Source organism: Acidaminococcus sp. (assembly GCF_050873445.1).
In the GTDB taxonomy this organism is placed as follows: domain Bacteria; phylum Bacillota; class Negativicutes; order Acidaminococcales; family Acidaminococcaceae; genus Acidaminococcus.
On the sequence record NZ_JBNMIU010000026.1, the window covers coordinates 1 to 22,347 of the forward strand.

Below are 22,347 nucleotides of genomic sequence, written 5' to 3' on the forward strand. Positions count from 1 at the left end.
AAATTCCCTGCTTGGGAGTATTATAATACACAGTTAGGTTTTTCATGTCAGTTAAATTCTAACACGAAAAAGGACTTTCGGTTCGCAAGAATCGAAAGTCCTTTCTCGTTTTCATGGGACCATTATTTCACAGCCCCTTTTCGTGCTATAATGAAAATGTTATAACTACCATAAAATGAAAGAAGGGTAAGCCATGGATCAAACGGATGTTGTGATTGTCGGGGCCGGGGTAGTGGGCCTGGCCGTGGCCGTGGAAATGAGCCGCCGCTGCCCGGACCGGGAAATCCTGCTGGTGGAGAAATACGGCCGGTTCGGCCAGGAAACTTCCAGCCGGAACAGTGAGGTGATCCACGGGGGTATGTACTATCCCACCGGTTCCCTAAAGGCGAAACTGTGCGTGGAAGGCAATCGGCTGCTGTACCAATTCTGCGAAGCCCATCAAGTGCCCCACAAGAAACTGGGCAAGATTATCATTACCCGCAACAGTGAGGAAGAAGCCGCAGTGAAGAAAATCTATGAACAGGGCCAGGCCAACGGGGTACCGGGTCTGCGCTACCTGGATGCGGCCGAAGTCCATCAGCTGGAACCCCATATCGAAGCCACCGGCGGGCTGTTCTCGGAAACCACCGGTATCATCGATTCCCATCAGCTCATGGCCCGGCTGGAAGGCATGGCGGAAGCACAGGGAGTACTGCTGTGCTACGCCCATGAGGTGCTGCAGGTGAAAAAAGGAGAGCATGGCTATGTGGTCCATTACCGGAACCCGGAGGGAGAAGGGGACCTGGAGACAAAGGTACTGTTTAACTGCGCCGGTCTGTACAGCGATGCCATTCCTCAGCAGCTGGGCATCGACATCGATGCAGCCGGGTACCGGATCTATCCCTGCAAAGGGGAATACTTCTCCCTGGCTCCGGGCAAGGCACGGCTGATCCAGCACCTGGTGTACCCGCCTCCCGCACGGAACCTGAAAGGCCTGGGCATCCACATGACCAAGAGCCTGGACGGCATGGGCAAGATGGGGCCTAGTGCGGAATACGTGGACAGCAAGACCGATTACAATGTGGATCCATCCCATCTGGAGCAGTTCTACCAGGCAGCCCGCAGCTATCTGCCTTTTGTGGAGCGGGAGGACCTGAATCCGGATATGGCAGGCATCCGGCCCAAGACCATGAAACCCGGCGGAAAATGGACGGATTTCGTGATTACTAATGAAGCTGGACGGGGCCTGCCCAACCTGATCGACCTGGTGGGCATCGAATCACCGGGACTGACGGCCAGCCTGGCCATTGCAAGGTTCGCAGTGGATCAGGTGAAGGAATAAGGAAGGGAAGAAGGGGTTGCCGCACATGCGGCGGCTCCTTCTTTGTGCTATACTATACCCATAATCATGCAGCGAAAAGGAGCGTGTGACCTATGTGGAAAAAAGCGATGTTGGCGGCTCTGGCCCTTTGTATGAGCCTTTCCATGCCGGCTTTCGCCAGGGTGGAAAGCGAACAGGCCCAGATCGCCGATCTGGAAATGACCTGGCCCGTGGTGAAAACGAAGAACAAAAAGGCCGATGCCCTGATCAATAAAGATATCAAGTTGTTCATGGATGACTTCCGTGCCGGTTTCGTAGACCGGAAATTTACTTCCGGACGGACCTGGTACGAAACAAAATACGAGGACAACCAGCTGGTTTCTCTGGTGCTCAGTGACCTGCGCTCTGAGGGGAATGAAAACAGGGTGAGGACTTCCGGCGTGGTCTACGAACTGGCCAGCGGTACCCGGCTGCCCTTGTCCGCCTTTGTGCGGGTGACCGTGGCGGATCTGAACGGGTATCTGGCCAGCCAGTGCTACAACAGCAACGATGTCAGGATCCATCCGGATAAAAAAGTCACCCGGGTACCGGAGGACTTCTTCCTGAATCCGGACGGCAGCATTTCCATCCTGTTCCAGACGGACGAACTGGGCAGCCTGCTGGATGGCCCGGCGTACATCCGCCTGAGCCAGCCGGATCTGCGGGAACTGAATGCCCGGAATCCCAAAGTCTGATGGGGCTTTTCAGGCAAACTGGCAAGGGGCACTGGCCCTGGCAGGGACTGATCCTGGCCTGCCTGGCGGTGCCCCGCTTGTGTCTGGGAGCAGCGGCACCTGATCAGCCGGTGAAAGAGGCCGCCCGGACGGCTATGGCGGCTGCGGTCTGTGCCGGCAGCTACAAATCAGGCAGCAGCCTGGAGAACCGGTATCTGGCAGACTATGGATGGAAGCTGACGCCCTGCACGGTGAAGGATGGGGACACGGAAGTCCATTTTACCCTGGCCCGGAGCAACCGGCCCATCCATGGGAAGAACTGGACGGTGCTGGCCCTGCGGGGCACTGCCTCCCAAAAGGACTGGCAGCTGAACTTGAAGACCCGCAAGGTCTCCTTCCCCGCAGGGAATCCTGTAACGGCTTCTGCGGAAACGGAACCGGCCGTCCACGAAGGCTTTCTCAGATATGCCCGGGCAGTCCTTTCCCAGCCTCTGGATGTGGATGGGGACGGCAGCACCGAAGACCTGGCGGCCTTCTACAAAACCCATCCCGACGAGAAGCTGCTGCTTACCGGCCACAGCCTGGGCGGCGCCGGGGCCACCCTGCTGGGCAGTGAACTGCTGGAGCAGGGCGTGGCTCCGTCCCAGCTGTCGGTGATCACCTTTGGGGCCCCTGCCGTGGGGAACGGAGCTTTTGCACGGCAGGAGGGGGAACGGCTGCGCCTGGAACGGGTGGTCACGTCCCTGGACCCGGTGCCCGGCGCGCTCCAGACCTTCTGCAAAGGGTATGAGCAGTTCGGAAAGAAAAAAGAATTCACCCTTTCCGGCAAATATACCGATTACCAGCATCCCATTTCCTATTATCTGGATCTGGCGGTGAAGGAGTATTATACCCAGCGGGAACAGGCTGAGAAAAAAAGAATCTGGCAGCCGGTGCCCATGGAAAAACGGGAAGAAAAGGGGCCGCTGGTGGCCCTGGTACTGATTAGCCAGGACCATGGAGCCGATACCCGCTATTCCCCGGACCTGGGCCAGTTCCTGCTGGATGAATACCGCAGCCTGCTGCCCCGGTACGTGGTGCTTTCCTACAGGCACCGGGCAGAGGGCAATATGCCCTGGCCCCAGGAAGAATGGAGACAGAAGGCCCGGCAGACCGGTGCTGATCTTCTGGTGGTGAGCCAGATCGACCGGCAGCGGGTGGGACAGACGGACAAATGGTCCATCCAGCTGGGTCAGGAAATCCTGGGACTCCACCCCGGCGGCGTCCACATGCTGGGGACTGGCAGTACCCGGGTGCGCTTTGGGCAGGGCGTACTGCAGAGCACTTTGGCTCTGTGGGAAAAACAGAAAGTTGCCCTGCAGAAAGTCCTGCCGGAAGAAAGCCGGCAGGAACCATTATGGATATTTTTACGAGAAGAGGGGAATCCAAATGAAAATCATTGATGCCCATATGCATTTTTTCCGCTGTGAGGCTTTTGACCAGGACGCCAGGGCTGCAGGCCATGAGAATACGGTGGAGAACTACCTGAAATCCTGTAAGGAAAATAATGTGGTCATGAGCGTAGCCATGGGAAATGCACCGATCTGGCCGTCGTTCTTTGGGGGCGTTACGCCCCGGGTACCCGACCTGGCCGGGGATTTCTCCCTGACGGAATACAATCAGCCCAAAGAAATCGCCTACTGCGCCGGGGTGGAAAGCGAAGCCCTGAATGACGGCAACTGCCAGCAGACCGCCCTGGAATTCGAACAGCTGCTGAAGACGCCCCAGTGCGTGGGCATCAAGATCTACACCGGCTACTGCCAGGTGTACGCCTATGATCCGGTCCATTTCCCTCTGTACGAACTGGCAGAAGCCTACGATGTGCCGGTGGTGTTCCATACCGGGGATACGGCCGGGGGCCATGGCATGCTGAAATATGCCCATCCCCTGACCATCGATGAGGTGGCCAGCCAGTTCCCCCGGGTGAAGTTCGTCATTGCCCACTGCGGCAATCCCTGGATCCTGGACGCCATGGAAGTGGTGGCCAAGAACCCCAATGTATATGTGGATCTGTCCGGCCTGCTGGAAGGGAAGTTCGACGGGGCCCAGTTCTATGAGAAACACCGGGATTATTTCCGTTATCTGCGCATGTGGCTGGACTATGTGGACCGGTATGACAAGGTGCTCTACGGCACCGACTGGCCGCTCATTAACATCCGCAGCTACATCGATACCATGAAGCTGGTGGTGCCGGCAGAACACCATCAGGAATTTTTCTATGACAATGCCCTGCGAGTCTACAGCAAACTGCAGGCGCTGCTGCCCAAAGAGGAGGAGAATCAATGATTACAGGCACGTTGGAACAACTGGACCGGCTGCTGCCCCAGGTGGCAGGCAATGTAAGGAAAGCCCTGGAACTCCTGAAGCAGGTGGACGTGACGGCACTGCCCGATGGCAGGAAGCTGCTGGACGGGGAAGACATCTTCGCCAGCGTGAATACCTATGAAACGGAACCGGTGCAGGACCGGCGGCCGGAAAAGCATTTCAGGTACATTGACATCCAGATCCTGGGGGCCGGGCGGGAAGCCATCGGCTATACCGATGTGGAAAACGCCGGCAATCTGACGGAAGACCGCCGGGAAAAAGACGATGTGGTGTTCTACGGAACCACCCGGAAAGAGAATTTCGTCAAGCTGGAAAAGGGCGATTTTGCCATCTTCTTCCCCTGGGAAGTCCATCGGCCCAACTGCTGGTTCGGAGAAGGTCCGGAGACCGTGAAAAAAATCGTGGTAAAGGTGCGGGCCTGATCCCATGAGAAAAAGGAAGCTGTTGTGGGGAGGAATCCCTGTGCTGGCACTGTTGTTTTGCCCGGCAATCCAGGCGGCACCCCGGGAAATCGTGATCACGGCCACCCGGAATGCCACTGGAGAAGACCGGGTGCCGGCCGGGGTAACGGTACTGACGTCCAAAGACTGGGAAAAGACGGGGGCCCTGACAGTGCGGGAGGCCCTGGAGCGGATCCCGGGACTGAATGTGACGGAGGGGGGCATGGCTGGAAACAAAGTGTCCCTGAGGGGCATGGGCAACGGCAGTACTCTGATCCTGGTGGACGGCCGGCGGCTGGCCGGTGAAGATTCGCCCCAGACCATGAACGTGTATGAACTGAACCGGCTGAACCTGGACCGGGTCCGGCGCATCGAAGTGGTGCGGGGTACGGCTTCGGCTCTGTACGGCAGTGACGCCATGGGCGGCGTCATCCAGATCTTTACCCGGAAACCCGGCCGGGAAGGGGGCTATGCAGGAACCCGGACCGGTACTAGGGAAAAGACGGTGTACGGAGGATTTTCCACGGGCAGACTGGGTAAGCTGGACCTGCAGGTGGATGCCAAGCTCCAGGACCTGCGGAAGGAAACCAACGGAGGTTATTCCAATTTCTACGGTCCCCGGCGGTTCCTGGACATTACCGGAACCTACCAGTTCGATCAAAGCCGCAGTCTGGAATTCGGGGCTTCGTACCTGCGGGAACAGCTGCGCCAGGACACGTCGGCGGGACGGCTGCCCATGCACGGTTACAGTACTGCAGCCAGCCGGGAATGGAATGATAACAACCGGCAGGATTACCATCTGCGCTACAGCGGCAGTGATGCCCGAAATGACTACGGGGTGCTGCTGTACACCAATCGGCTGGGGAAGGAATCCCATACGGCTACGCCTTTTCTGGGACGGGATTTCGACCACAGTCAGTACCGGACCTGGGGTGCTGACGTTAAGGATACCTATACGGCCAATGCACGGCATACCCTGACTTACGGGGCGGAGTACCGGCAGGAAAAGGCCGGCGGAACCCGCATGGGCCGGGGTACGGGGAACTACCGGCAGGAATGGGACAGCGGACTGGGGAAGCCCTGGTCTTCGGCTCAGGTGGAGACAGGAGGGGCCTATCTGCAGGACGAATGGAGCCTGGGCAGCAGCCTGTATTTCGTACCCGGGCTCCGCTACGACCATTACCAGAGCTCCGGCGGCCGCTGGTCTCCCCGGGCCGGGCTTGCCTGGAAGATGACCCCTGGCCTGTGGGTAAAGACAAACTACGGCCGGGGTTATCGGGCTCCCACTATTTTTGAGCTGTATGCCCGCATGGAACGGGCCATGGGCATGGTATACGAAGTGGACGGGAATCCGGATCTGCGGCCGGAAAAATCCCGGGACTTCGACCTGGCTATGGAAATGCAGCGGGGCAGGGCGGACGGCAGCATCCGTTATTTCCACAACCGGATCGATGACAGCATCCGGACCCGGCTGCTGGGCTTTTACGGCGGCCGTCTCCATTATCGTTATGACAACATCCGCCAGGCCAAGACCCAGGGAGTGGAGGCGGAAGGGAAGTACGCCTTTGACCGCCGCTGGAGCCTGGGGGCCGGGTATACGTATCTGGATGCCCGGAACCGGCAGGACCGCAGTCGGCTTACCGGGGATGCACGCAGCAGCGGCAATGTGGAATTGAGCTGGAAGGACGGCGGTGCCCATCCCTGGACTCTGACCCTGGACAACCGGTGGTATCGGGATTACCTGAATGACGATGGCCGGCAGTATACCTACAGCCTGACGGGTTTCCATGCCGTGAAGGATCTGGGGCATCGGACCACTCTGCGGCTGGGAGTGGACAACCTGTTCGACAAACAGTTCGGGCCGGAGGATCTGATGGGGATCTACGGACGGACCTGGACGGCCGGGGTCGAGATGAAGTGGTGACAAGAAGGGGATGTACCATCATTGGCCGGTCTCCATTGGCCAGAAATCAGTGACTAGTGACGGGGTGTGAAAAAGGATTTTTTCACACCCCTTTTGACATTTTTTTAACAGTATGGTATAGTTACATCACATTTAGTTAGACAACACTAACTAAATGTGATGCATGAGCGAATAATTCATAAATAAACACTACCATAAAGTTAGGAGAAACTAATTCATGAACAAAAAATGGATGATGATGGGGGCGCTCTGCCTGATGGCCCTGGGGATTTTCGGGTGCGGCGCTCAAAAACAGGAATCTGCAGCAAAACAGGATACGGCCATCGAGATCCCTTACGCCAAAAGCCTGGGTCAGTACGGGATCACCGGCAGCCTGAAACTGCCAAAAAAGCCGGAACGGGTGGTTTCCCTGACCAATACGCCGGTACTCACCCTCCACGCTTTGGGCGTGAATCAGGTGGGTATCCCGGATACCAGGATCATCCAGTGGCCGGATGACTTGAAAAAGAATGCCAGGCTGTTCCAGACAGGCATGCGCTCCAACATCGACATGGAAGGGGTCATCGCCCTGAAACCGGATCTGGTGATTGTGGGGTACCACGCCAAAGATACGTACGGAAAGATCCTGGAGCGGGAAAAGATTCCGGTGTATTACGTGGATGCGGGTCCCGCCGTCTCCTATGATTCCGTGAAGGAAATGACGCTGATCCTGGTGGATGCCTTCGGCAAAGATACGGCTGCGGGCAGAGAAATCAGGGAGAAGTTCGCCGGGCTGGAAAATCAGCTGCAGCAGCAGAAACTGCAGAATCAGGGGAAGAAGGTCATGGTACTCCAGGCTGCTCCGCCCCAGTTCTATCTGCAGAATCAGAATGGCACCGCAGGTTCCATGTTCCGGCTGCTGGGCTTTACCAATGTAGCGCCGGCGGGCGGGGGTACCATGGTGACCATGGATCGGGAAAAGGCTCTTTCCTATGACCCGGATCTGATTGTGTGCGTGTCCGCCATGGCCGGGGAACAGGAACAGCAGGCCGCCATGGAAAAGGAATTCGCCGAACACGCCGATTACTGGAATCACTTCTCCGCCATCCGGAACAGGCAGGTGCTCTACCTGCCCAAATGGTTTGCCGTATCCGGCGGGCTGGATGAAATCGATCAGTTCCAGGATCTGTTCAAACGGCTGGCGGCACTGAAAGCAGGCCGGGCGTGAACCGGTCTTTCGGACGGGGCCGTACGGCAGTTCTGTGCCTTTTGGCTGCTCTGGTACTGGCGGTCCTCGCACTGCTGGCCCTGGGCCTGGGCAGTGCCTGGTTCTCGCCGGCCCGGATCCTGGAAGGACTGTGGAACGACGACCGGACCATCCATCTGGTGGTGGTGAACCTGCGGCTGCCCAGGATCCTTATGTCCATCCTGGTGGGTGCTTCTCTTTCTGTATCAGGAGCCCTGCTTCAGGCGGTCATGCGCAATCCTCTGGCCGACCCGGGTATCATCGGGGTTTCGGCGGGGGCGGCTACAGCGGCCACCACCATCCTGCTGCTGGCACCCGGATTGTTTTCGGCTGTGCCCCTGTTCGCCTTTGGCGGCGCCCTGCTGGCCTGCGTGCTGATTTACGTGATGGCCTGGAAAAACGGGGTGGATCCGGTACGGATCGTTCTGTCCGGGGTAGCCATCAATACGGTCCTGGGGGCGTATACCTCCTTCCTGCAGCTGCTGAATGCGGACAATCTGTCCAATGTGCTGGGCTTCCTGAATGGCAGCCTGTCCGGAAGGGGCTGGGAACAGGTCTATACCGTGGCTGTTTATTCAGCCATCGGCCTTCTGTGCGGCGCCGCCTGCATCAAAAGTGCCAACATCCTGCAGCTGGGGGACGAAATGGCTTCCAGTCTGGGAGTGAATGTGAACCTGCTGCGAATCCTGATTTCAGCAGTGGGAGCTTTCCTGGCTGCGGCTACGGTGGCTGTGGCCGGGATGATCGGCTTCGTGGGACTGGTGGTCCCCCATATGGCCCGGATGTTGGGCGGAGCGGATTATCGCAGCCTGCTGCCGGTGGCGGCTCTGCTGGGCGGCATCGTCCTCCTGGCGGCTGACACGGTGGGCCGGATCCTGATCCCGGGCATGGAAATCCCGGTGGGGGTCATCATGGCCATGACCGGCGGCCCGTTTTTCCTGTACATGCTGCGGAAAGGAGGAAAAGTCCGTGGAAATTAAAGGAAATCACCTGGGGCTGGGATACGAAAACCGGGTGGTGCTGCAGGATTTCGATATTACGGTCCGCCAGGGAGAAATCGTCACCTTCGTGGGGCCCAACGGTTCCGGCAAATCCACAGTGCTGAAGACTCTGACCCGTCTGCTGCCCTGCCGCAAGGGCATTGTGACCTGCAACGGTGTGCCGCTGACGGAAATCGCTTCCAGAGATTTTGCCCGGCAGGTGGGCATCCTGCCCCAGCAGCACCAGGTCCCTCCGGATTTTACCGTGCGGGATCTGGTCAGCTTCGGACGGGTACCCTACCAGAACTGGCACGGGGGCAATTCGGCCGAGGATGACAGGGTGGTGGACTGGGCCATGAAGGCCACCGGCGTCTGGAAACTGAGGGAAAAGACACTGAGCGCCTGTTCCGGCGGGGAAGCCCAGCGGGTCTGGATTGCTACAGTACTGGCCCAGCAGCCGGACATCCTGTTCCTGGACGAACCCACCACTTTTCTGGATATTTCTTACCAGCTGGAAGTGATGCAGTTGGTGAAGAAGCTGAACCGGGAAAACGGACTGGGCATTGTGATGGTACTCCATGATCTGGGTCAGGCCCTGGAGGTCAGTGACCGGATCGTGGTGATCAAGGATGGGAAAAAGTATGCGGAAGGACCGCCGGAAGACGTCATCACACCCCGCATGATGAAGGAAGTGTACCAGGTGGACTGCCAGGTGGTCCGGCTGCCGGGTCGGAAACGCCCCGTTCTGGTTTACGGAGAGATCCCGTAATGGGTCTGCGAGGTAGTCTATGCTAACTTATTTCTTATCGTACTACAGCAAACAGAAAAGGCTGGTGGGCCTCATTGCCCTGGGAGCCATGGCCGGAGCCGTACTGGAACTGATTTTCCCCTGGGGCGTCCGGCATATCCTGCGGGAGGAACTGCCCCAGGGTGAGTGGCAGCGAATCCTGTGGTGGTGCGTTTGGCTGGGGCTGGCTTATTTATTGAATTTCCTGCTGCTGTATGGCATTTCCTACGGCAGCGGCGTCCTCAGTGCCCGCATGGAAAACGATCTGCGGGAAGATCTGTTCCGGCATCTCCAGAATCTGCCCTTTGCTTTCTTCGACCGGGCCAGGACCGGGCAGCTGCTGGCTACCCTGACCGGAGATGTGGCTGAGACCGGGGATCTGGCCTCCCGGATTCCCAACGACCTGCTGGTCTGTGTGTTCAGCCTGACCGGGACCATTTTCCTGCTGCTGCGGATGGACCCGTTCCTGGGTATGGTGGTCACGCTGCTCATGGCCGGGAAGGCCCTCCATACCATCTGGATCAACCTGAAACTGCGGGACAGTTTCAGGGAGGTCCGCAAAGAATTCGGACATCTCTCCGCCCTGGGCGAGGAAGATCTGAACGGGATCCGCATGGTCAAAGCTTTTACCGCCGAGCGGCACAACTTCAGCAGCTTCGCCCGGGCTGCCCGGAATTACCTGGACGCCCGGATGGATTCCTTCCGGGTGCGGGCCTATTTCAGCGCCAGTGTGAACCTGTTCACCAACAGCATCAATCTGGTGATTCTGCTGGTGGGGGCATGGCGGATGGCCCGGGGGACCATGGATCTGGGCGATCTGGTGGCGTTCTTCCTGTATGTGGGTGTGTTCATCAAACCGGTGATGAAGCTGACCCTGTTCGTGGAAACCTATCAGAAAAGCATGGCCGGATTCCGGCGGTTCTATCAGCTGATGCAGGAACCGGAAGAAAGCGGAGAAAATCTTCCCGACCTGCCGCCGGTCCGGGGAAAACTCCAGTTCCGGAACGTTTCTTTTCAATACGGGGGAGGGAAAACCGTACTCCAGCATGTGGATTTTACCCTGGAACCGGGACAGAAAGCTGCCTTTGTGGGAGCTACCGGTGCCGGAAAGACCACGCTCAGCAGTCTGCTGCTGCGCTTCTACGATCCCACAGAAGGCAGCATCCTGCTGGACGGTCACAATCTGAGCCGGTACAACCGGAACAGTGTCCGTCGGCAGATCGGGCTGGTACAGCAGGATGTATTCCTGTTCTCCGATTCCATCCGGCATAACATCGCCTATGGGGATTTTACACGGTCGGATCGGAAAATCAGGGAGGCGGCAGAAGCAGCCTGTGCCCTGGATTTTATCCAGGATATGCCGGAAGCCTTTGCCACCGAGATCGGCGAGCGGGGGGTAAAACTGTCCGGGGGACAGCGGCAGCGGCTGGCTCTGGCCCGGGCCTTCCTGAAAGATGCGCCTGTGGTGGTGCTGGATGAAGCAACGTCAGCGCTGGATAACGCTACGGAAGCCGTGGTACAGAAACAACTGGATCAGCTGGCCGATGGCCGGACCACCATTGTCATCGCCCATCGGCTGAGTACAGTGCGGCAGGTGGATGTCATCTACGTCCTGGAAAAGGGACGGATCATCGAACAGGGCTCTCCCCGGGAGCTGCTGGAAAAACGGGGAGCTTTTTATCGTCTGTGGCAGAAGGAAACCGGGGCCATGCCCCCGACGGAAAGAAAGAGGGAAAACGAATGAATCTGTTTACAGCAGGTATGGATTATTTCATTAAAGGGGGCTGGGTCATGTGGCCCCTGCTGGTCTGTTCCATTTCAGCCATTGCCATCGGGGTGGAACGGACCCTGTATTTTAGAAAAGCGGACAGCGGCCGGGAATTTACCAAGGAGTTCTGTACTTTTGTTGAAGAGAACAACTGGGATGCCGCCAAACAGCTGGCGGACCGGACCCGGGGAGAAATCGCCAAACTGGCCACCATCGTCATGGAACGGCACGAGAATTATGAGTTCCTGGAAAACTTCATCAGCTACCGGGCGGAACGTGCTCTGGACAAGTTCGAACAGAACCTGCCCTATCTGAACATCATCGTGACCCTGGCACCGGTACTGGGCCTGTTGGGCACGGTTACCGGCATGATGGGGGCTTTCAATCACATTACCCAGCGGATGGAAAATCCTATGGCGGTCACCGGCGGACTGGCGGAAGCCCTGATCACCACTGTGTTCGGTCTGTGTATCTCCATTGTGGCCGTATGCTTCCACGGGTATTTTGAACGGCGGATGAAGGCCATTACCCTGAACATCGAGGAAATGGGCAATACCCTGCTGGAAGCCGTCCGCAAGAAGGAAACCTGCACTGTGTGCTGCCATCCGGAACGGAGGCGCGCATGATCAGGCTGCGGAATCGGAAGAAGCGCGAAATCGGCATCATGATCAGCCCCATGATCGACATGAGCTTCCTGCTGCTGGTGTTTTTCATTGTCACCACCATGAACATGAGCGAGGTGAAGACGGTGCCGGTACAGCTGCCGGCGGCCACTCAGGCTCAGCTCCAGCAGGAGAGCCGCTTCAATGTGGCGGTGAAGGAAGACGGCAGCCTGTATCTGGGCACTACGCCCATTGCCCGACAGGCCCTGATCGATCAGGCCAGGAAGGCTGCGGCCGGGAATCCCCGGTTCTCCATGGTGATCTACGGGGATGGGAGGGTTCCTTACCAGAAGGTACTGGGCCTACTGGATGCCTGCAAGGCTGCCGGAATCACCCGGGTGGGGCTGGCTGCGGAAAAGGGGTCGGATGCCCATGGCAATCCATGATGGAGGAAAGGGACTGCTGACTTCTCTGGGTGCTCATGTGGTGTTTTTCCTGCTGATCGGTGCGGCAGGATATCACTCTTACCAGGCGGAGAAAGTCCAGGATCCCGTTTACACCGTGAACATCGTGGGAGGCAGTCCCTATCACGGGTTTGGTGCGGCAGCGGCACCCCGCTCGGGGAACGGCAGTCCGCCGGCTCCCAGTAACCCTGCCCAGGCCCCGCAGTCCGCATCTGCAGCGGCTCCGGCTGTGCCCATCCAGGCTCCGCCAGAGGACGCTATCCCCGATGGAGAAGTACAGCAGAAGGTGCCGGCAGGCAGCCCGGCGGCGGAGACGGCTGCCAGCAGCGGAGCGGTTTCGGCGGCTGCCACCAGTACAGGAGATTCCAATGGGGGCAGCCTGAACGGGGGAGATCCTGGCGGCGGGAACCCGGACGGAAGCCCAGATGAACCGCCCGGACCGGCAGGGCCGGATGGACCCGGGGATGGGCCCGACTTTGACACGGACGCCATCCAGCCGGATGTATCACCTGCGTTTCTCAGCGGTGATACGCCGGAATACCCGGATGCTCTGCGCAGCCATGGCATTCAGGGCCGGGTCCGTGTCCAGATGGTGGTAGGCAGGGATGGTTCCGTAGAAAGTGCTTCGGTGATTTCCGGCTCCGGGTATGGAGCTATGGATGCGGCAGCCGTGGAAGCGGCCTATACGTACCAGTTTGAGCCGGCCGAGAAACAGGGGATCCCGGTGCGGTGCTATGCCACCAAGACCTTCGTCTTTGGCTTACACTAGGGAAGCAATGGGGAGTCTTTACTTATAATGCCATTATAAAGGAGAATGAGAATGAACAATGCATGGTTGAAGAGAAGAGTGGGCCTGGCCATCGGGATGGCCATCCTGCTGGGGGGCGCCAGCATCTGCGGCGCCGAAGCTTCCAGCGATGATCTGGAAAATTATGATCTGGGAGAAACCGTGGTCACGGCCACCCGTTCCAAGCTGGAGGAAAAAAAAGTTCCCATGTCCGTCCAGGTGATCAAAGCGGACGAAATGAAGAAACTGGGTGCCTACAATGTGCGGGATGCCCTGAAGAATGCCACCAGCCTGGATGTATCCCGGAACGGGACGTCCATGGTGGGGAACAACGTGAGCATCCGGGGGATGGGCAGTACGGAAACCCTGATCCTGGTGGATGGCCGCCGGATCGCCGGAGAAGACTCCGCCAGCACCATGAATGCCTATGAACTGGACCGGATCAATGTGAACGACATTGACCGCATCGAAATCCTTCGGGGTTCCGGTTCTGCCGTATGGGGCAGTGATGCCACCGGCGGTGTGATCAACATCATCACCAAAAAGAACAAACCCCAGGGCGGATATGCAGGAACTCATCTGGGCAGCCTGGAATCCTCCGTCTATGGCGGCTTCTCCACCGGTGATCTGGGCAAACTGAATATGAATTTCGACTTCAACCTGACCAAAGTCCGGAAAGAGGACAAGGAAGGCAGCACCAACATGTTTGGTCCCCGCCGGAATTTTTCCTTTAACGGGGATTATCGATTCAATGATCACACCGGCCTGGAATTTGGCGCCGGCTTCATGAAGGAACAGCTGACCAGTCTGAGCGGCGGCACCACAGCTGGTACTACCACCAGTTATTACGACAACAACCGGCTGGATTACCATGTGAAGTTCTACGGCTTTGACAAGAAAAACGACTGGGAAATCCAGTCCTATTACGACCGCCTGGGGAAGGTGGGCCGAACCCGTACGGAAACAGCATGGGATGATTTCAACCATGCCCGGTACTCCACCTGGGTGAACGAAGCCAAGAACACCTACAGGATGGATCAGAACAATACCCTGACCTACGGAATGGAATTCAAGAATCAGAAGGCCGGCGGTACCCGGTTCGCCAATGCCGACGGCGGTACTCGGACGGAGTACTATCTGGGCATGTCCAGTCCCTATGGTTCTGCCAGCCAGAATTCTTATTCCTTCTATGTGGAAGATGAAATGAAGCTGGGGGACAAGCTGTTCTTCGTACCGTCCGTCCGGTTCGACCACCACGACAGCTTCGGCAGCGAATGGTCGCCCCGGGCCGGACTGACCTATAACCTGAGCAGGGCCAGCCGGGTCAAGGTGAACTATGGCAAGGCTTTCCGGGCGCCTACCATTTTTGAGCTGTATTCCAACATGATCCATACACCCATTGCCCGGATGCGGGTCGTTGTGACCGGGAATCCGGATCTGCAGCCGGAAAAATCCACGAACTTCGATATCAGTCTGGAAGGGGAGAAAGGCAAGGCTGCGGGCAAGCTGACCTACTTCCACAATAAAGTGTCCAACCTGATCGATTCTGAACTTGTTTCCCGCAGCTTCAGCGGCGGGGTCATGACGATCCTGAATACGTACCGGAACGTGGATAAGGCTACGCTGCAGGGCGTGGAAGCTGAAACCCGATACAAATTTGACAAGCACTGGAATGCACGGGCCAACTATACCTATCTGGATGCCCGGGACGGCAATACCAATGCGCGTCTTACCGGACGGGCCCTGAACACCGGTACGGTGGAACTGTCCTGGACCGATGCAAAGAAGGATCCATGGACGGCTACTCTGTACAACCAGTGGTTCCAGAACTACCTGACCAGTGCCAACAAGGAATCGTATTCCTACAGCCTGACCAACTTCGTGGTGACGAAGAACATCGGCAATCTGTCCCTGTATGCGGGCATCGACAACCTGTTCAACAAGAAATTCGACGCCAGCGACAGCATCTGGACGGATGGCCGTATCTGGAGAGCGGGTGCTGAATGGAAGTTCTAAAGGAGAAAATTATGAAAACCATGAAAACCATCGTACTGTATTCCAGCCGGACAGGGAACACCAAAAGGGTGGCGGAGGCCATTGCCGCCGCCCTGCCCCAGGGCACTCCCTGCCTGGACCTGACGAAACCTTTGCCGGAGAATCTGGCCAGCTATGACTGTGTGTTCCTGGGTTTCTGGGTGGACAAGGGGACGGCGGATGAAGCTTCCCGAAAGGTGCTGCAGCAGCTCCACAACAAAAATGTGGCGCTGTTTGCCACCCTGGGGGCGGATCCCAAAAGCGACCATGCCAGAAAATCCCTGGAAAAAGCGGCAGGGCTTGTGCCGGAAGGGGTCAATGTGCCTTCCTGTTTCATCTGTCAGGGGAAAGTGGATCCCAAGCTGATCGAGGCCATGTACAAAATGTTCCCGGCCAGCAGCCTGCATGGCCGCAATCCGGAAAGCGAAGCCCGCCACAAGGCAGCTTCCACTCATCCGGATGCCAAAGACTTGCAGGATGCGGCTGCCTTTGCCCATGAGGTGCTGCTGGGACTGGAGATGGAAGGATAAGCATGGATCTGAAAATTTATTATGAGCGGCTTTCTCCAGAGCAGCGGCTGCTGCAGTTTGGGCGGAAAAGCCAGGATCCCCTGGCGGAAGCCTTTGATCGGAAACGGGTGGTCCATGCGGGGATGGGGGGCAGGATGATTCCTCCTCCCATGGCTCCCCAGGCCTGGCAGCAGGTCATGGGACGGCCTGCCCAGGGCAATCCTGTCCAGATGGCCTATATCCATATCCCCTTCTGCAAGACGAAATGTCTGTACTGCGGCTTCTTCCAGAATGGCACGGACCAGACCGCGGAAGACCGGTATGTGGACCTGCTGGTGGAGGAAATCCGGCGGGACGGACAGCAGCCCCGGCTGCAGAAAGCGCCCATCCAGGCAGTGTTCATCGGCGGGGGTACACCTACGTCCCTGTCGCCGGAAAACGCCCGGAAACTGCTTTCTGCCATCCGGACTTCGCTGCCCCTGGCCAACGATTATGAACTGACCCTGGAAGGCCGGGTCCATGATCTGGTGCCGGAAAAGATGGACGTATGGCTGTCGGAGGGAGTGAACCGCATGTCCCTGGGGGTGCAGTCCTTCGATACGAAGGTGCGCAGACAGGTGGGCCGATTGGATGACCAGGAGACCGTATTGGAAAAACTCCGGGGCCTGATGGCGTATAACCAGTGCGCCGTCATCATCGACCTGATGTACGGTCTGCCCGATCAGACCATGGACGTGTGGAAACGGGATGTGGAGCTTCTGGTGGAATCCGGTGTGGACGGGGCCGATTTGTACCAGCTGGATGTGTTCGACAAAAGCGACCTGGCTATGGCCATCCAGCGGGGGAAGCTGTCCCCTGCGGCTACTACGAAGCAGCAGACGGCCATGTTCGCCTTTGGGAAGAACTATCTGGATGCGTTGGGGTACAAGCGGCTGAGTTTCTGCCACTGGGCCCGGAATAACCGGGAAAGGAGCATGTACAATACCCTGGCCCGGAGCGGCGTCCACCTGTTCCCCTTCGGCTGCGGCGCCGGAGGTCATGTGGACGGCCTTTCCACCATGCTGCACCGGATGCTGCCGGTGTACGAGAAAATGGTCAGGGCCGGGCAGAAACCCCTTATGTTCCTGCAGCAGGAATCTCCTTATGCGGGGATTGCCGACAAAATCCAGGCCCAGATGAACCAGAGCCGGCTGGATCTGGCCAGGCTGGGGAAGGAGCATCCGGAACTGGCAGCCCTGGACTGGCTGGGCAGGCTGTGGGAGGACTATGGCCTGTGGCAGGATAATGGATACCTGTACCAGCTCACCGAAGCCGGGCAGTTCTGGCAGGTAAACATGACCCAGACGATTTTGGAATGTGTGGAATATCTGCTCAGTGGGAAAAACGGCATCCTGAATGCGAAGATTGCAGAGCAGGGGTAGGCAAGAGAAACAATGGAATCATGGCCCCTGAAAAGGGGCTGTGGGCCATAGACCCAAGAATTAAAAAAATATTTTTTTAAACCCTTGACATTTTGTAGCATATTTAATATAATAACACTCGCAGCGCATGAGCGTCGCGAAATTCCCCGATAGCTCAATGGTAGAGCACTCGACTGTTAATCGAGTTGTTGTAAGTTCGAGTCTTACTCGGGGAGCCAAGTGGCCGGATGGTCAAGCGGTTAAGACACCGCCCTTTCACGGCGGTATCGAGGGTTCGATTCCCTCTCCGGTCACCACTTCTTTTTTGGGCGCTTAGCTCAGCTGGGAGAGCGTCTGCCTTACAAGCAGAATGTCAGCAGTTCGATCCTGTTAGCGCCCACCATATTTTTTTTACCTTTTTTTAAAATCAACCAATTTTGGCCTGTGCATTGCGACGGGGCGTAGCTCAGTTTGGTAGAGCACCTGCCTTGGGAGCAGGGGGTCGTAGGTTCAAATCCTGTCGCTCCGACCATAATTTTCCTTGCGGGTGTAGCTCAATGGTAGAGCCCTAGCCTTCCAAGCTAGTTACGTGGGTTCGATTCCCATCACCCGCTCCATTTTATTTGGCCCCGTAGCTCAGCTGGATAGAGCAACGGCCTTCTAAGCCGTGTGTCGAGCGTTCGAATCGCTCCGGGGTCACCAATTGAAGAGATAAGGATCCATTCCTTTTGGGATGGGTCCTTTTTAGTTATATAAATTTTATTTATATAACCCCTTCAGTATTTCAATGAACTGCTGGGCCACCCTGGTCTGTTTCCTGTCGTTGCGCCATACCAGACAGCCCTGGGAGGTTTCCGGGATGTCCAGGGGACGGGTAAGGACATGGTGTCCTGTGAGCGAGGCCCGGGCGGAAGCTGGCAGGATGGCAACGCCCAGCCCTTCCTCTGCCAGCACGATACCGTTTAAAAGGGGAGAGAATTCGCACAGGATATGGGCTTCCAGTCCTTTCTGCAGGAACAGCTGCCGGATTTCCCTGGTGCGCTGGGCCGGTACGATCAGGTGATGGCCCGTCAGCTCATCAAGAGACAGCGGTGTGCTTTCCGGGGCATTAGACAGCTCCAGCTGAGGAGAAAACAGGCCAATCCATCCCTCTTTCAGCAGAGAAATGGAGTCATAACAGCTGTGTTCTGGAAAATTTCCCCGGACCAGGGCTACATCCAGCTGTCCATCGTCCAGCCGTTCCAATACGTCTCTGGAATTGGCTGTCCAGATCTGATACGTGACCTGGGGAAAAGACTGCCGGAACTGGCGGAGCCACTGGGGAACATACAGCGGCCCCAGGGTCTCTACGGCACCGATGTACAATTTTCCGGTGAGCCCGGCGTGCAGGGCTTTTACATGCTCTTCCGTTTTGGCCAGCAGGGCAAAGATCTGTTTCACCTGCTGCTTTACATAGATGCCTTCTTCTGTGATGACCAGCCGTTTCTTTTCCCGGGAAAAAAGGGGGACGCCCAGTTCTTTTTCCAGAGAGCGGAGCTGGCGCGTCAGATGGGGCTGGGTCATATGGAGTTCATTGGCTGCCTGGGTGATGTTTTCCCGTTCGGCAATCCGCAGGAAATACCAGAGTGTCTTCAGTTCCATAAGGGGCTTCCTTTCCGATGCTTTTTCCCTTATCATACCGTTTTTTCTCTTGTCAGGCCAGCAGTCTTGCCGGGTTATCCACCAGAATGGTGCGGAGCGTTTCACTGGAAATCCCCAGGGCCTGCAGCCGGCTGGCAAAGGAAGCCAGGGCGGCCGGAGGCGTCAGGCCTTCCGGCTGGCCCATGTCGGAGGAAAGGATGATCCGTCCTGCCCCTGCCTGGCGGATGCTGTCTGCGATCTCCTCCAGGGTACACAGATGGTGGAAGGGAGTATAGAAGCAATGCTCCAGACAGGCTCCGTAGGAAAGGTATTCCTGCTGCAAGGCCAGGCTGGCTTTGGTCAGGGGCAGGGATACATGGGTGGCAATCATCTTCCTGACACCGCAGGCAGCCCCTGCTTTCAGCAGGAGACGAGCTTCAGACACAGGGATATGGCCGGTGGCCAGGATCAGATCATATTTTTTGATGACTTCCAGGATGTCATAGACCACGGGCAGCAGGTTTCCGTCCGGTCCCAGAATGGAAATGGCATCCACCGTAGGAAACCATATGACCCGGCCTCCCAGCCGGGCAGAGGCTTCCGCGGCCGCCGGATTCAGACCGCCTGCACAGTGGTTCAGCACCAGGGCGCCGTAAATGGTCACAGGCGGTTTCCGTGCCATGAGGACGGCAGCCCGGCCGGCGGTATCATTGGCATGGCATTTGCTGATGTACCCCTTCATCCCTGCTTCTCCATACAGCTGCTGCAGCTGCCATTCCGTATATTTCCGTACCTGGTAATCAGGGGATGCATGGACGTGCATGTCGATGGCTCCCCGCAAAAGATTTTCTTTCATAAGCCGATCTCCTTTTTCTGTATGGCTGTATCATAGTATAAAAAAAGCATGGCATAAAATACTTGTTTCTAACGAAACCATGCTTTATAAGCATGAAACCAGCTTGCTAAAAAAAGAATTCTCAGATTTAACCCCTGTTACAAAAACGGATAGAAAAAACGAAAATGTTGGATTGCATGCCAACTGTCTTTAGACATTTATAAGTATATGTGATATAATTCGATTGAATCGATTTTGCCGGAGGACGGTTATGAACAGATAGAGAAAACAGGCTGTAGCGGAGCGGAAAGGGAACCGTGATGTTGGCAGCGAGGGGAGATTGTGATATGAAGAATCAGCAACGGAGAGAAAAAATACTAGAAATCCTAAGAAATTCCACAGGTCCCATTACCGGTGATCAGCTGGCCGAAGATCTGAACGTTTCCCGTCAGGTCATTGTTCTGGATATGGCACTGCTGCGGAGTGCCGGTACAGCCATTGTTTCCACCCGAAGAGGATACCAGATCAATGGACGGAGCCTGACTGCCAGTTTCGACTGCCGTTACAGGGACCTGCAGTCGGACAGTGCCCTGGAAGAGATGAATGCGGTGGTGGACAACGGGGGCATGATTTCCAGCGTGACCATCCTTCCGGATTTCTGTGGCCCAATCCAGGCCTATCTGAACCTGAAGAACCGGAGAGATGTGAAACAATACATCGAAAGTTTCCGGAAATACAATCTTCCGCTGATTGCTACCCTTTCTCATGGGTACCATACCCTGATGGTGGCGGCAGATTCCCAGGAGGAACTGGGAGTCATCCGGGATGCCTTGAAAGAGCTGGGAGTCCTGGTGGAAGAAAGGAAAGAAAAGGAAAAATAAACACAGGGGAGGTGCGCATTTGGGAAAACGCTGCTGGCAGCGGTTACAAATGCGCATTTTTGTGAAATCCCTCTTTCTTTTCCTGCCGAAAATAGATATAATATCTTTCGACTGTTGAAGAAGAACGCTGGAAGAATAGGAGGCCATATGGCATTGCTGGATAAAATGGATGCAGGGAAGAACGAGAGGATATCGCCCTATCAGTGGATGGAGCGTCATTTTTTTGCCCGTCAGATTCCCCGGGACTGGGCTTCGCTGCTGGATCTTTACCTGAATTTCCATGGCCGTCTGGGCCGGGTGGAACTGGCGCTGCGGGGAGCGCTGCTCCTGGTGGGCACCAGCTTCGTGACCTTTTTCCTGATGGGCTGTGTCTGCCTTTTTACCCTGTTTGAAAGCGGGGTGGGGGCTATCGCTCTGCTTGGGCTGTGGATGCTTACCTATATGGTCATGCTGATCTGCGGACTGTCTTTGTTTGTCCGTCGTTTCCACGATATGGACAGGAGCGGCTGGTGGGTACTGCTGCTGCTGATCCCGGTGGCCCATCTGGCTGTGTACATCTACCTGCTGATCCGCAAGGGGACAGAGGGGGACAACCGATTCGGTGCAGTTCCGGAGTAAAGGGGAAAAGGGATGTGAAAAAATGCCTTTTTCACACCCCGTCATTTGTCATTGGTCGATGGAGACCAGCTGGTGCTGGCAAAATGCAGGAGCTGTGAAGGATGATTTCACAGCTCCTTTTTGTGCTATAATAAAGAATGATTAAAAAAATGTGAAATTGTCCTTTGAGGGGGCCGTGTCATGCTGGAATTTTTGGAAAATGAGCAGATCAGCGAAGAACTGATTAAGGGAATCGAAGAGTACAGGAAGGAATTCCCCACACCGCCGGAACTGGCGGACCGGGTACCTGTGCCTCACTTCCGTTACTACGGGAAAGAAGTGTGGGAAGAAGCCATTGCGGCCCTATTGTGCGGGCAGAACCTGCTCCTGGCCGGACCCAAGGCTACTGGTAAAAACGTGCTGGCGGAAAACCTGGCCAGTGTGTTCGGCCGTCCCATGTGGAACGTTTCCTTCCATATCAACATGGACGCTACTGGCATGCTGGGGACGGATACTTTCAAGAACGGTGAAGTGGAATTCCGGCCGGGCCCGGTGTACCAGTGCGCCGTGAAGGGCGGTTTCGGGGTGTTTGATGAAATCAACATGGCCCGGAACGAAGCCATGGCTGTGCTGCATTCCCTGCTGGACTTCCGGCATACAGTGGACATCCCCGGGTACGACCGGCTGCACGCCCACAAGGCCTGCCGGTTCATTGCCACTATGAACTACGGCTATTCTGGCACCCGGGAACTGAATGAAGCCCTGGCTTCCCGGTTCGTGGTGATCCAGCTGCCTGCCATTTCCACGGAATCCCTGGAACGGCTGCTGCAATATGAATTTCCCACCATCCGCAAGGACGCCATGAAGGCCTTCTGCCAGATATTCAAGGATCTGGAAAAGAAATGCGCTGAAAGCGAGATTTCGGAAAAAGCTTTGGATCTGCGGGGCATGCTGGATGCCATCCACTTGATGCAGGCCGGACTGGATCCCCACAAGGCCCTGGACCTGGGCATCGTGAACAAATCCTTTGATGAATACGAACCGGGGCTGATCCGGGATGTGATCAACCTGCACATCCCCGGCAATTACAAAAAACAAGATATCTTTGAGGGATGAT

Annotated in this window: 21 protein-coding genes and 6 tRNA genes; 25 read left to right on the forward strand and 2 right to left on the reverse strand. The window is 56.7% G+C overall.

Translation table 11 applies throughout. The features are described from left to right. Positions 1-193: 193 nt before the first annotated feature. The 22 genes from ACR0QW_RS05850 to ACR0QW_RS05955 all read left to right on the forward strand — a co-directional run bounded on the left by ACR0QW_RS05850 (position 194) and on the right by ACR0QW_RS05955 (position 17,999). Positions 194-1,321 carry an NAD(P)/FAD-dependent oxidoreductase gene (locus ACR0QW_RS05850; protein WP_432642778.1) on the forward strand — a complete coding sequence of 376 codons (1,128 nt, stop codon included), beginning with the start codon at positions 194-196 and terminating at the stop codon, positions 1,319-1,321. A 92-nt stretch (positions 1,322-1,413) separates the two neighbouring features. After that, entirely contained in the window at positions 1,414-2,034 is a 621-nt protein-coding gene (locus ACR0QW_RS05855; RefSeq protein WP_432642779.1) for a hypothetical protein, read from the forward strand. Then, positions 2,034-3,455 (forward strand): lipase family protein, encoded by a 1,422-nt coding sequence (locus ACR0QW_RS05860; RefSeq protein WP_432642780.1) that lies wholly within the window; start codon positions 2,034-2,036, stop codon positions 3,453-3,455. Before ACR0QW_RS05855 ends, ACR0QW_RS05860 begins: the two co-directional genes overlap by 1 nt. Then, entirely contained in the window at positions 3,442-4,338 is an 897-nt protein-coding gene (locus ACR0QW_RS05865) for an amidohydrolase family protein (protein ID WP_432642781.1), read from the forward strand. The genes ACR0QW_RS05860 and ACR0QW_RS05865 overlap by 14 nt, the downstream gene beginning before the upstream one ends. Continuing rightward, positions 4,335-4,799: a YhcH/YjgK/YiaL family protein gene (locus ACR0QW_RS05870; protein WP_432642782.1), complete on the forward strand. Its 465-nt coding sequence runs from the start codon at positions 4,335-4,337 to the stop codon at positions 4,797-4,799. Before ACR0QW_RS05865 ends, ACR0QW_RS05870 begins: the two co-directional genes overlap by 4 nt. Before the next feature lie 40 nt (positions 4,800-4,839). Continuing rightward, the gene (locus ACR0QW_RS05875) at positions 4,840-6,741 is read left to right on the forward strand and encodes a TonB-dependent receptor plug domain-containing protein (RefSeq protein WP_432642783.1); all 1,902 of its coding nucleotides are present in this window, start codon (positions 4,840-4,842) and stop codon (positions 6,739-6,741) included. 217 nt (positions 6,742-6,958) lie between these two features. Continuing rightward, on the forward strand, positions 6,959-7,948 hold the full coding sequence (locus ACR0QW_RS05880; protein ID WP_432642784.1) for an ABC transporter substrate-binding protein: 990 nt from the start codon (positions 6,959-6,961) through the stop codon (positions 7,946-7,948). Continuing rightward, positions 7,945-8,946 (forward strand): FecCD family ABC transporter permease, encoded by a 1,002-nt coding sequence (locus tag ACR0QW_RS05885; protein ID WP_432642785.1) that lies wholly within the window; start codon positions 7,945-7,947, stop codon positions 8,944-8,946. Before ACR0QW_RS05880 ends, ACR0QW_RS05885 begins: the two co-directional genes overlap by 4 nt. Next, complete coding sequence (locus ACR0QW_RS05890; protein WP_432642786.1) at positions 8,936-9,715, forward strand: ABC transporter ATP-binding protein; 780 nt, start codon at positions 8,936-8,938, stop codon at positions 9,713-9,715. Before ACR0QW_RS05885 ends, ACR0QW_RS05890 begins: the two co-directional genes overlap by 11 nt. A gap of 19 nt (positions 9,716-9,734) precedes the next feature. Next, on the forward strand, positions 9,735-11,477 hold the full coding sequence (locus ACR0QW_RS05895; RefSeq protein WP_432642787.1) for an ABC transporter ATP-binding protein: 1,743 nt from the start codon (positions 9,735-9,737) through the stop codon (positions 11,475-11,477). Continuing rightward, the gene (locus ACR0QW_RS05900) at positions 11,474-12,127 is read left to right on the forward strand and encodes a MotA/TolQ/ExbB proton channel family protein (RefSeq protein WP_432642788.1); all 654 of its coding nucleotides are present in this window, start codon (positions 11,474-11,476) and stop codon (positions 12,125-12,127) included. Before ACR0QW_RS05895 ends, ACR0QW_RS05900 begins: the two co-directional genes overlap by 4 nt. Next, a complete protein-coding gene (locus tag ACR0QW_RS05905) occupies positions 12,124-12,549 on the forward strand; it encodes an ExbD/TolR family protein (protein WP_432642789.1) in 426 nt (141 codons plus the stop codon). The genes ACR0QW_RS05900 and ACR0QW_RS05905 overlap by 4 nt, the downstream gene beginning before the upstream one ends. Next, a complete protein-coding gene (locus ACR0QW_RS05910; protein WP_432642790.1) occupies positions 12,536-13,336 on the forward strand; it encodes an energy transducer TonB in 801 nt (266 codons plus the stop codon). The genes ACR0QW_RS05905 and ACR0QW_RS05910 overlap by 14 nt, the downstream gene beginning before the upstream one ends. Positions 13,337-13,387: 51 nt before the next feature. Then, positions 13,388-15,370: a TonB-dependent receptor plug domain-containing protein gene (locus ACR0QW_RS05915; RefSeq protein WP_432642791.1), complete on the forward strand. Its 1,983-nt coding sequence runs from the start codon at positions 13,388-13,390 to the stop codon at positions 15,368-15,370. A 20-nt stretch (positions 15,371-15,390) separates the two neighbouring features. After that, positions 15,391-15,918, forward strand: coding sequence for a flavodoxin family protein (locus tag ACR0QW_RS05920; RefSeq protein ID WP_432642802.1), 528 nt, complete (start codon positions 15,391-15,393; stop codon positions 15,916-15,918). 2 nt (positions 15,919-15,920) lie between these two features. Continuing rightward, entirely contained in the window at positions 15,921-17,318 is a 1,398-nt protein-coding gene (hutW, locus tag ACR0QW_RS05925) for a heme anaerobic degradation radical SAM methyltransferase ChuW/HutW (RefSeq protein ID WP_432642792.1), read from the forward strand. A gap of 143 nt (positions 17,319-17,461) precedes the next feature. Then, positions 17,462-17,536: transfer RNA gene (locus tag ACR0QW_RS05930), tRNA-Asn, on the forward strand. A gap of 3 nt (positions 17,537-17,539) precedes the next feature. After that, positions 17,540-17,614: transfer RNA gene (locus tag ACR0QW_RS05935), tRNA-Glu, on the forward strand. Positions 17,615-17,624: 10 nt separating this feature from the next. Beyond that, a tRNA-Val gene (locus ACR0QW_RS05940) sits at positions 17,625-17,700 on the forward strand. Positions 17,701-17,752: 52 nt separating this feature from the next. Then, positions 17,753-17,829: transfer RNA gene (locus ACR0QW_RS05945), tRNA-Pro, on the forward strand. A gap of 11 nt (positions 17,830-17,840) precedes the next feature. Beyond that, a tRNA-Gly gene (locus tag ACR0QW_RS05950) sits at positions 17,841-17,914 on the forward strand. An 8-nt stretch (positions 17,915-17,922) separates the two neighbouring features. Further along, positions 17,923-17,999: transfer RNA gene (locus tag ACR0QW_RS05955), tRNA-Arg, on the forward strand. Between the two features lie 57 nt (positions 18,000-18,056). Here ACR0QW_RS05955 and ACR0QW_RS05960 read toward each other — a convergent pair. Beyond that, positions 18,057-18,938 carry a LysR family transcriptional regulator gene (locus tag ACR0QW_RS05960; RefSeq protein ID WP_432642793.1) on the reverse strand — a complete coding sequence of 294 codons (882 nt, stop codon included), beginning with the start codon at positions 18,936-18,938 and terminating at the stop codon, positions 18,057-18,059. 52 nt (positions 18,939-18,990) lie between these two features. Next, complete coding sequence (locus ACR0QW_RS05965; protein ID WP_432642794.1) at positions 18,991-19,773, reverse strand: DUF6282 family protein; 783 nt, start codon at positions 19,771-19,773, stop codon at positions 18,991-18,993. 326 nt (positions 19,774-20,099) lie between these two features. Between ACR0QW_RS05965 and ACR0QW_RS05970 the strand changes: the two genes are divergently transcribed. From ACR0QW_RS05970 to ACR0QW_RS05980, 3 genes are all read left to right on the forward strand, one after another. Continuing rightward, positions 20,100-20,633 (forward strand): 3H domain-containing protein, encoded by a 534-nt coding sequence (locus tag ACR0QW_RS05970; protein ID WP_432642795.1) that lies wholly within the window; start codon positions 20,100-20,102, stop codon positions 20,631-20,633. Positions 20,634-20,780: 147 nt separating this feature from the next. Further along, positions 20,781-21,251 (forward strand): DUF805 domain-containing protein, encoded by a 471-nt coding sequence (locus ACR0QW_RS05975; protein ID WP_432642796.1) that lies wholly within the window; start codon positions 20,781-20,783, stop codon positions 21,249-21,251. A 180-nt stretch (positions 21,252-21,431) separates the two neighbouring features. Beyond that, positions 21,432-22,346, forward strand: a complete 915-nt coding sequence (locus tag ACR0QW_RS05980; RefSeq protein ID WP_432642797.1) for an AAA family ATPase — start codon at positions 21,432-21,434, stop codon at positions 22,344-22,346. Position 22,347 lies beyond the last annotated feature (1 nt).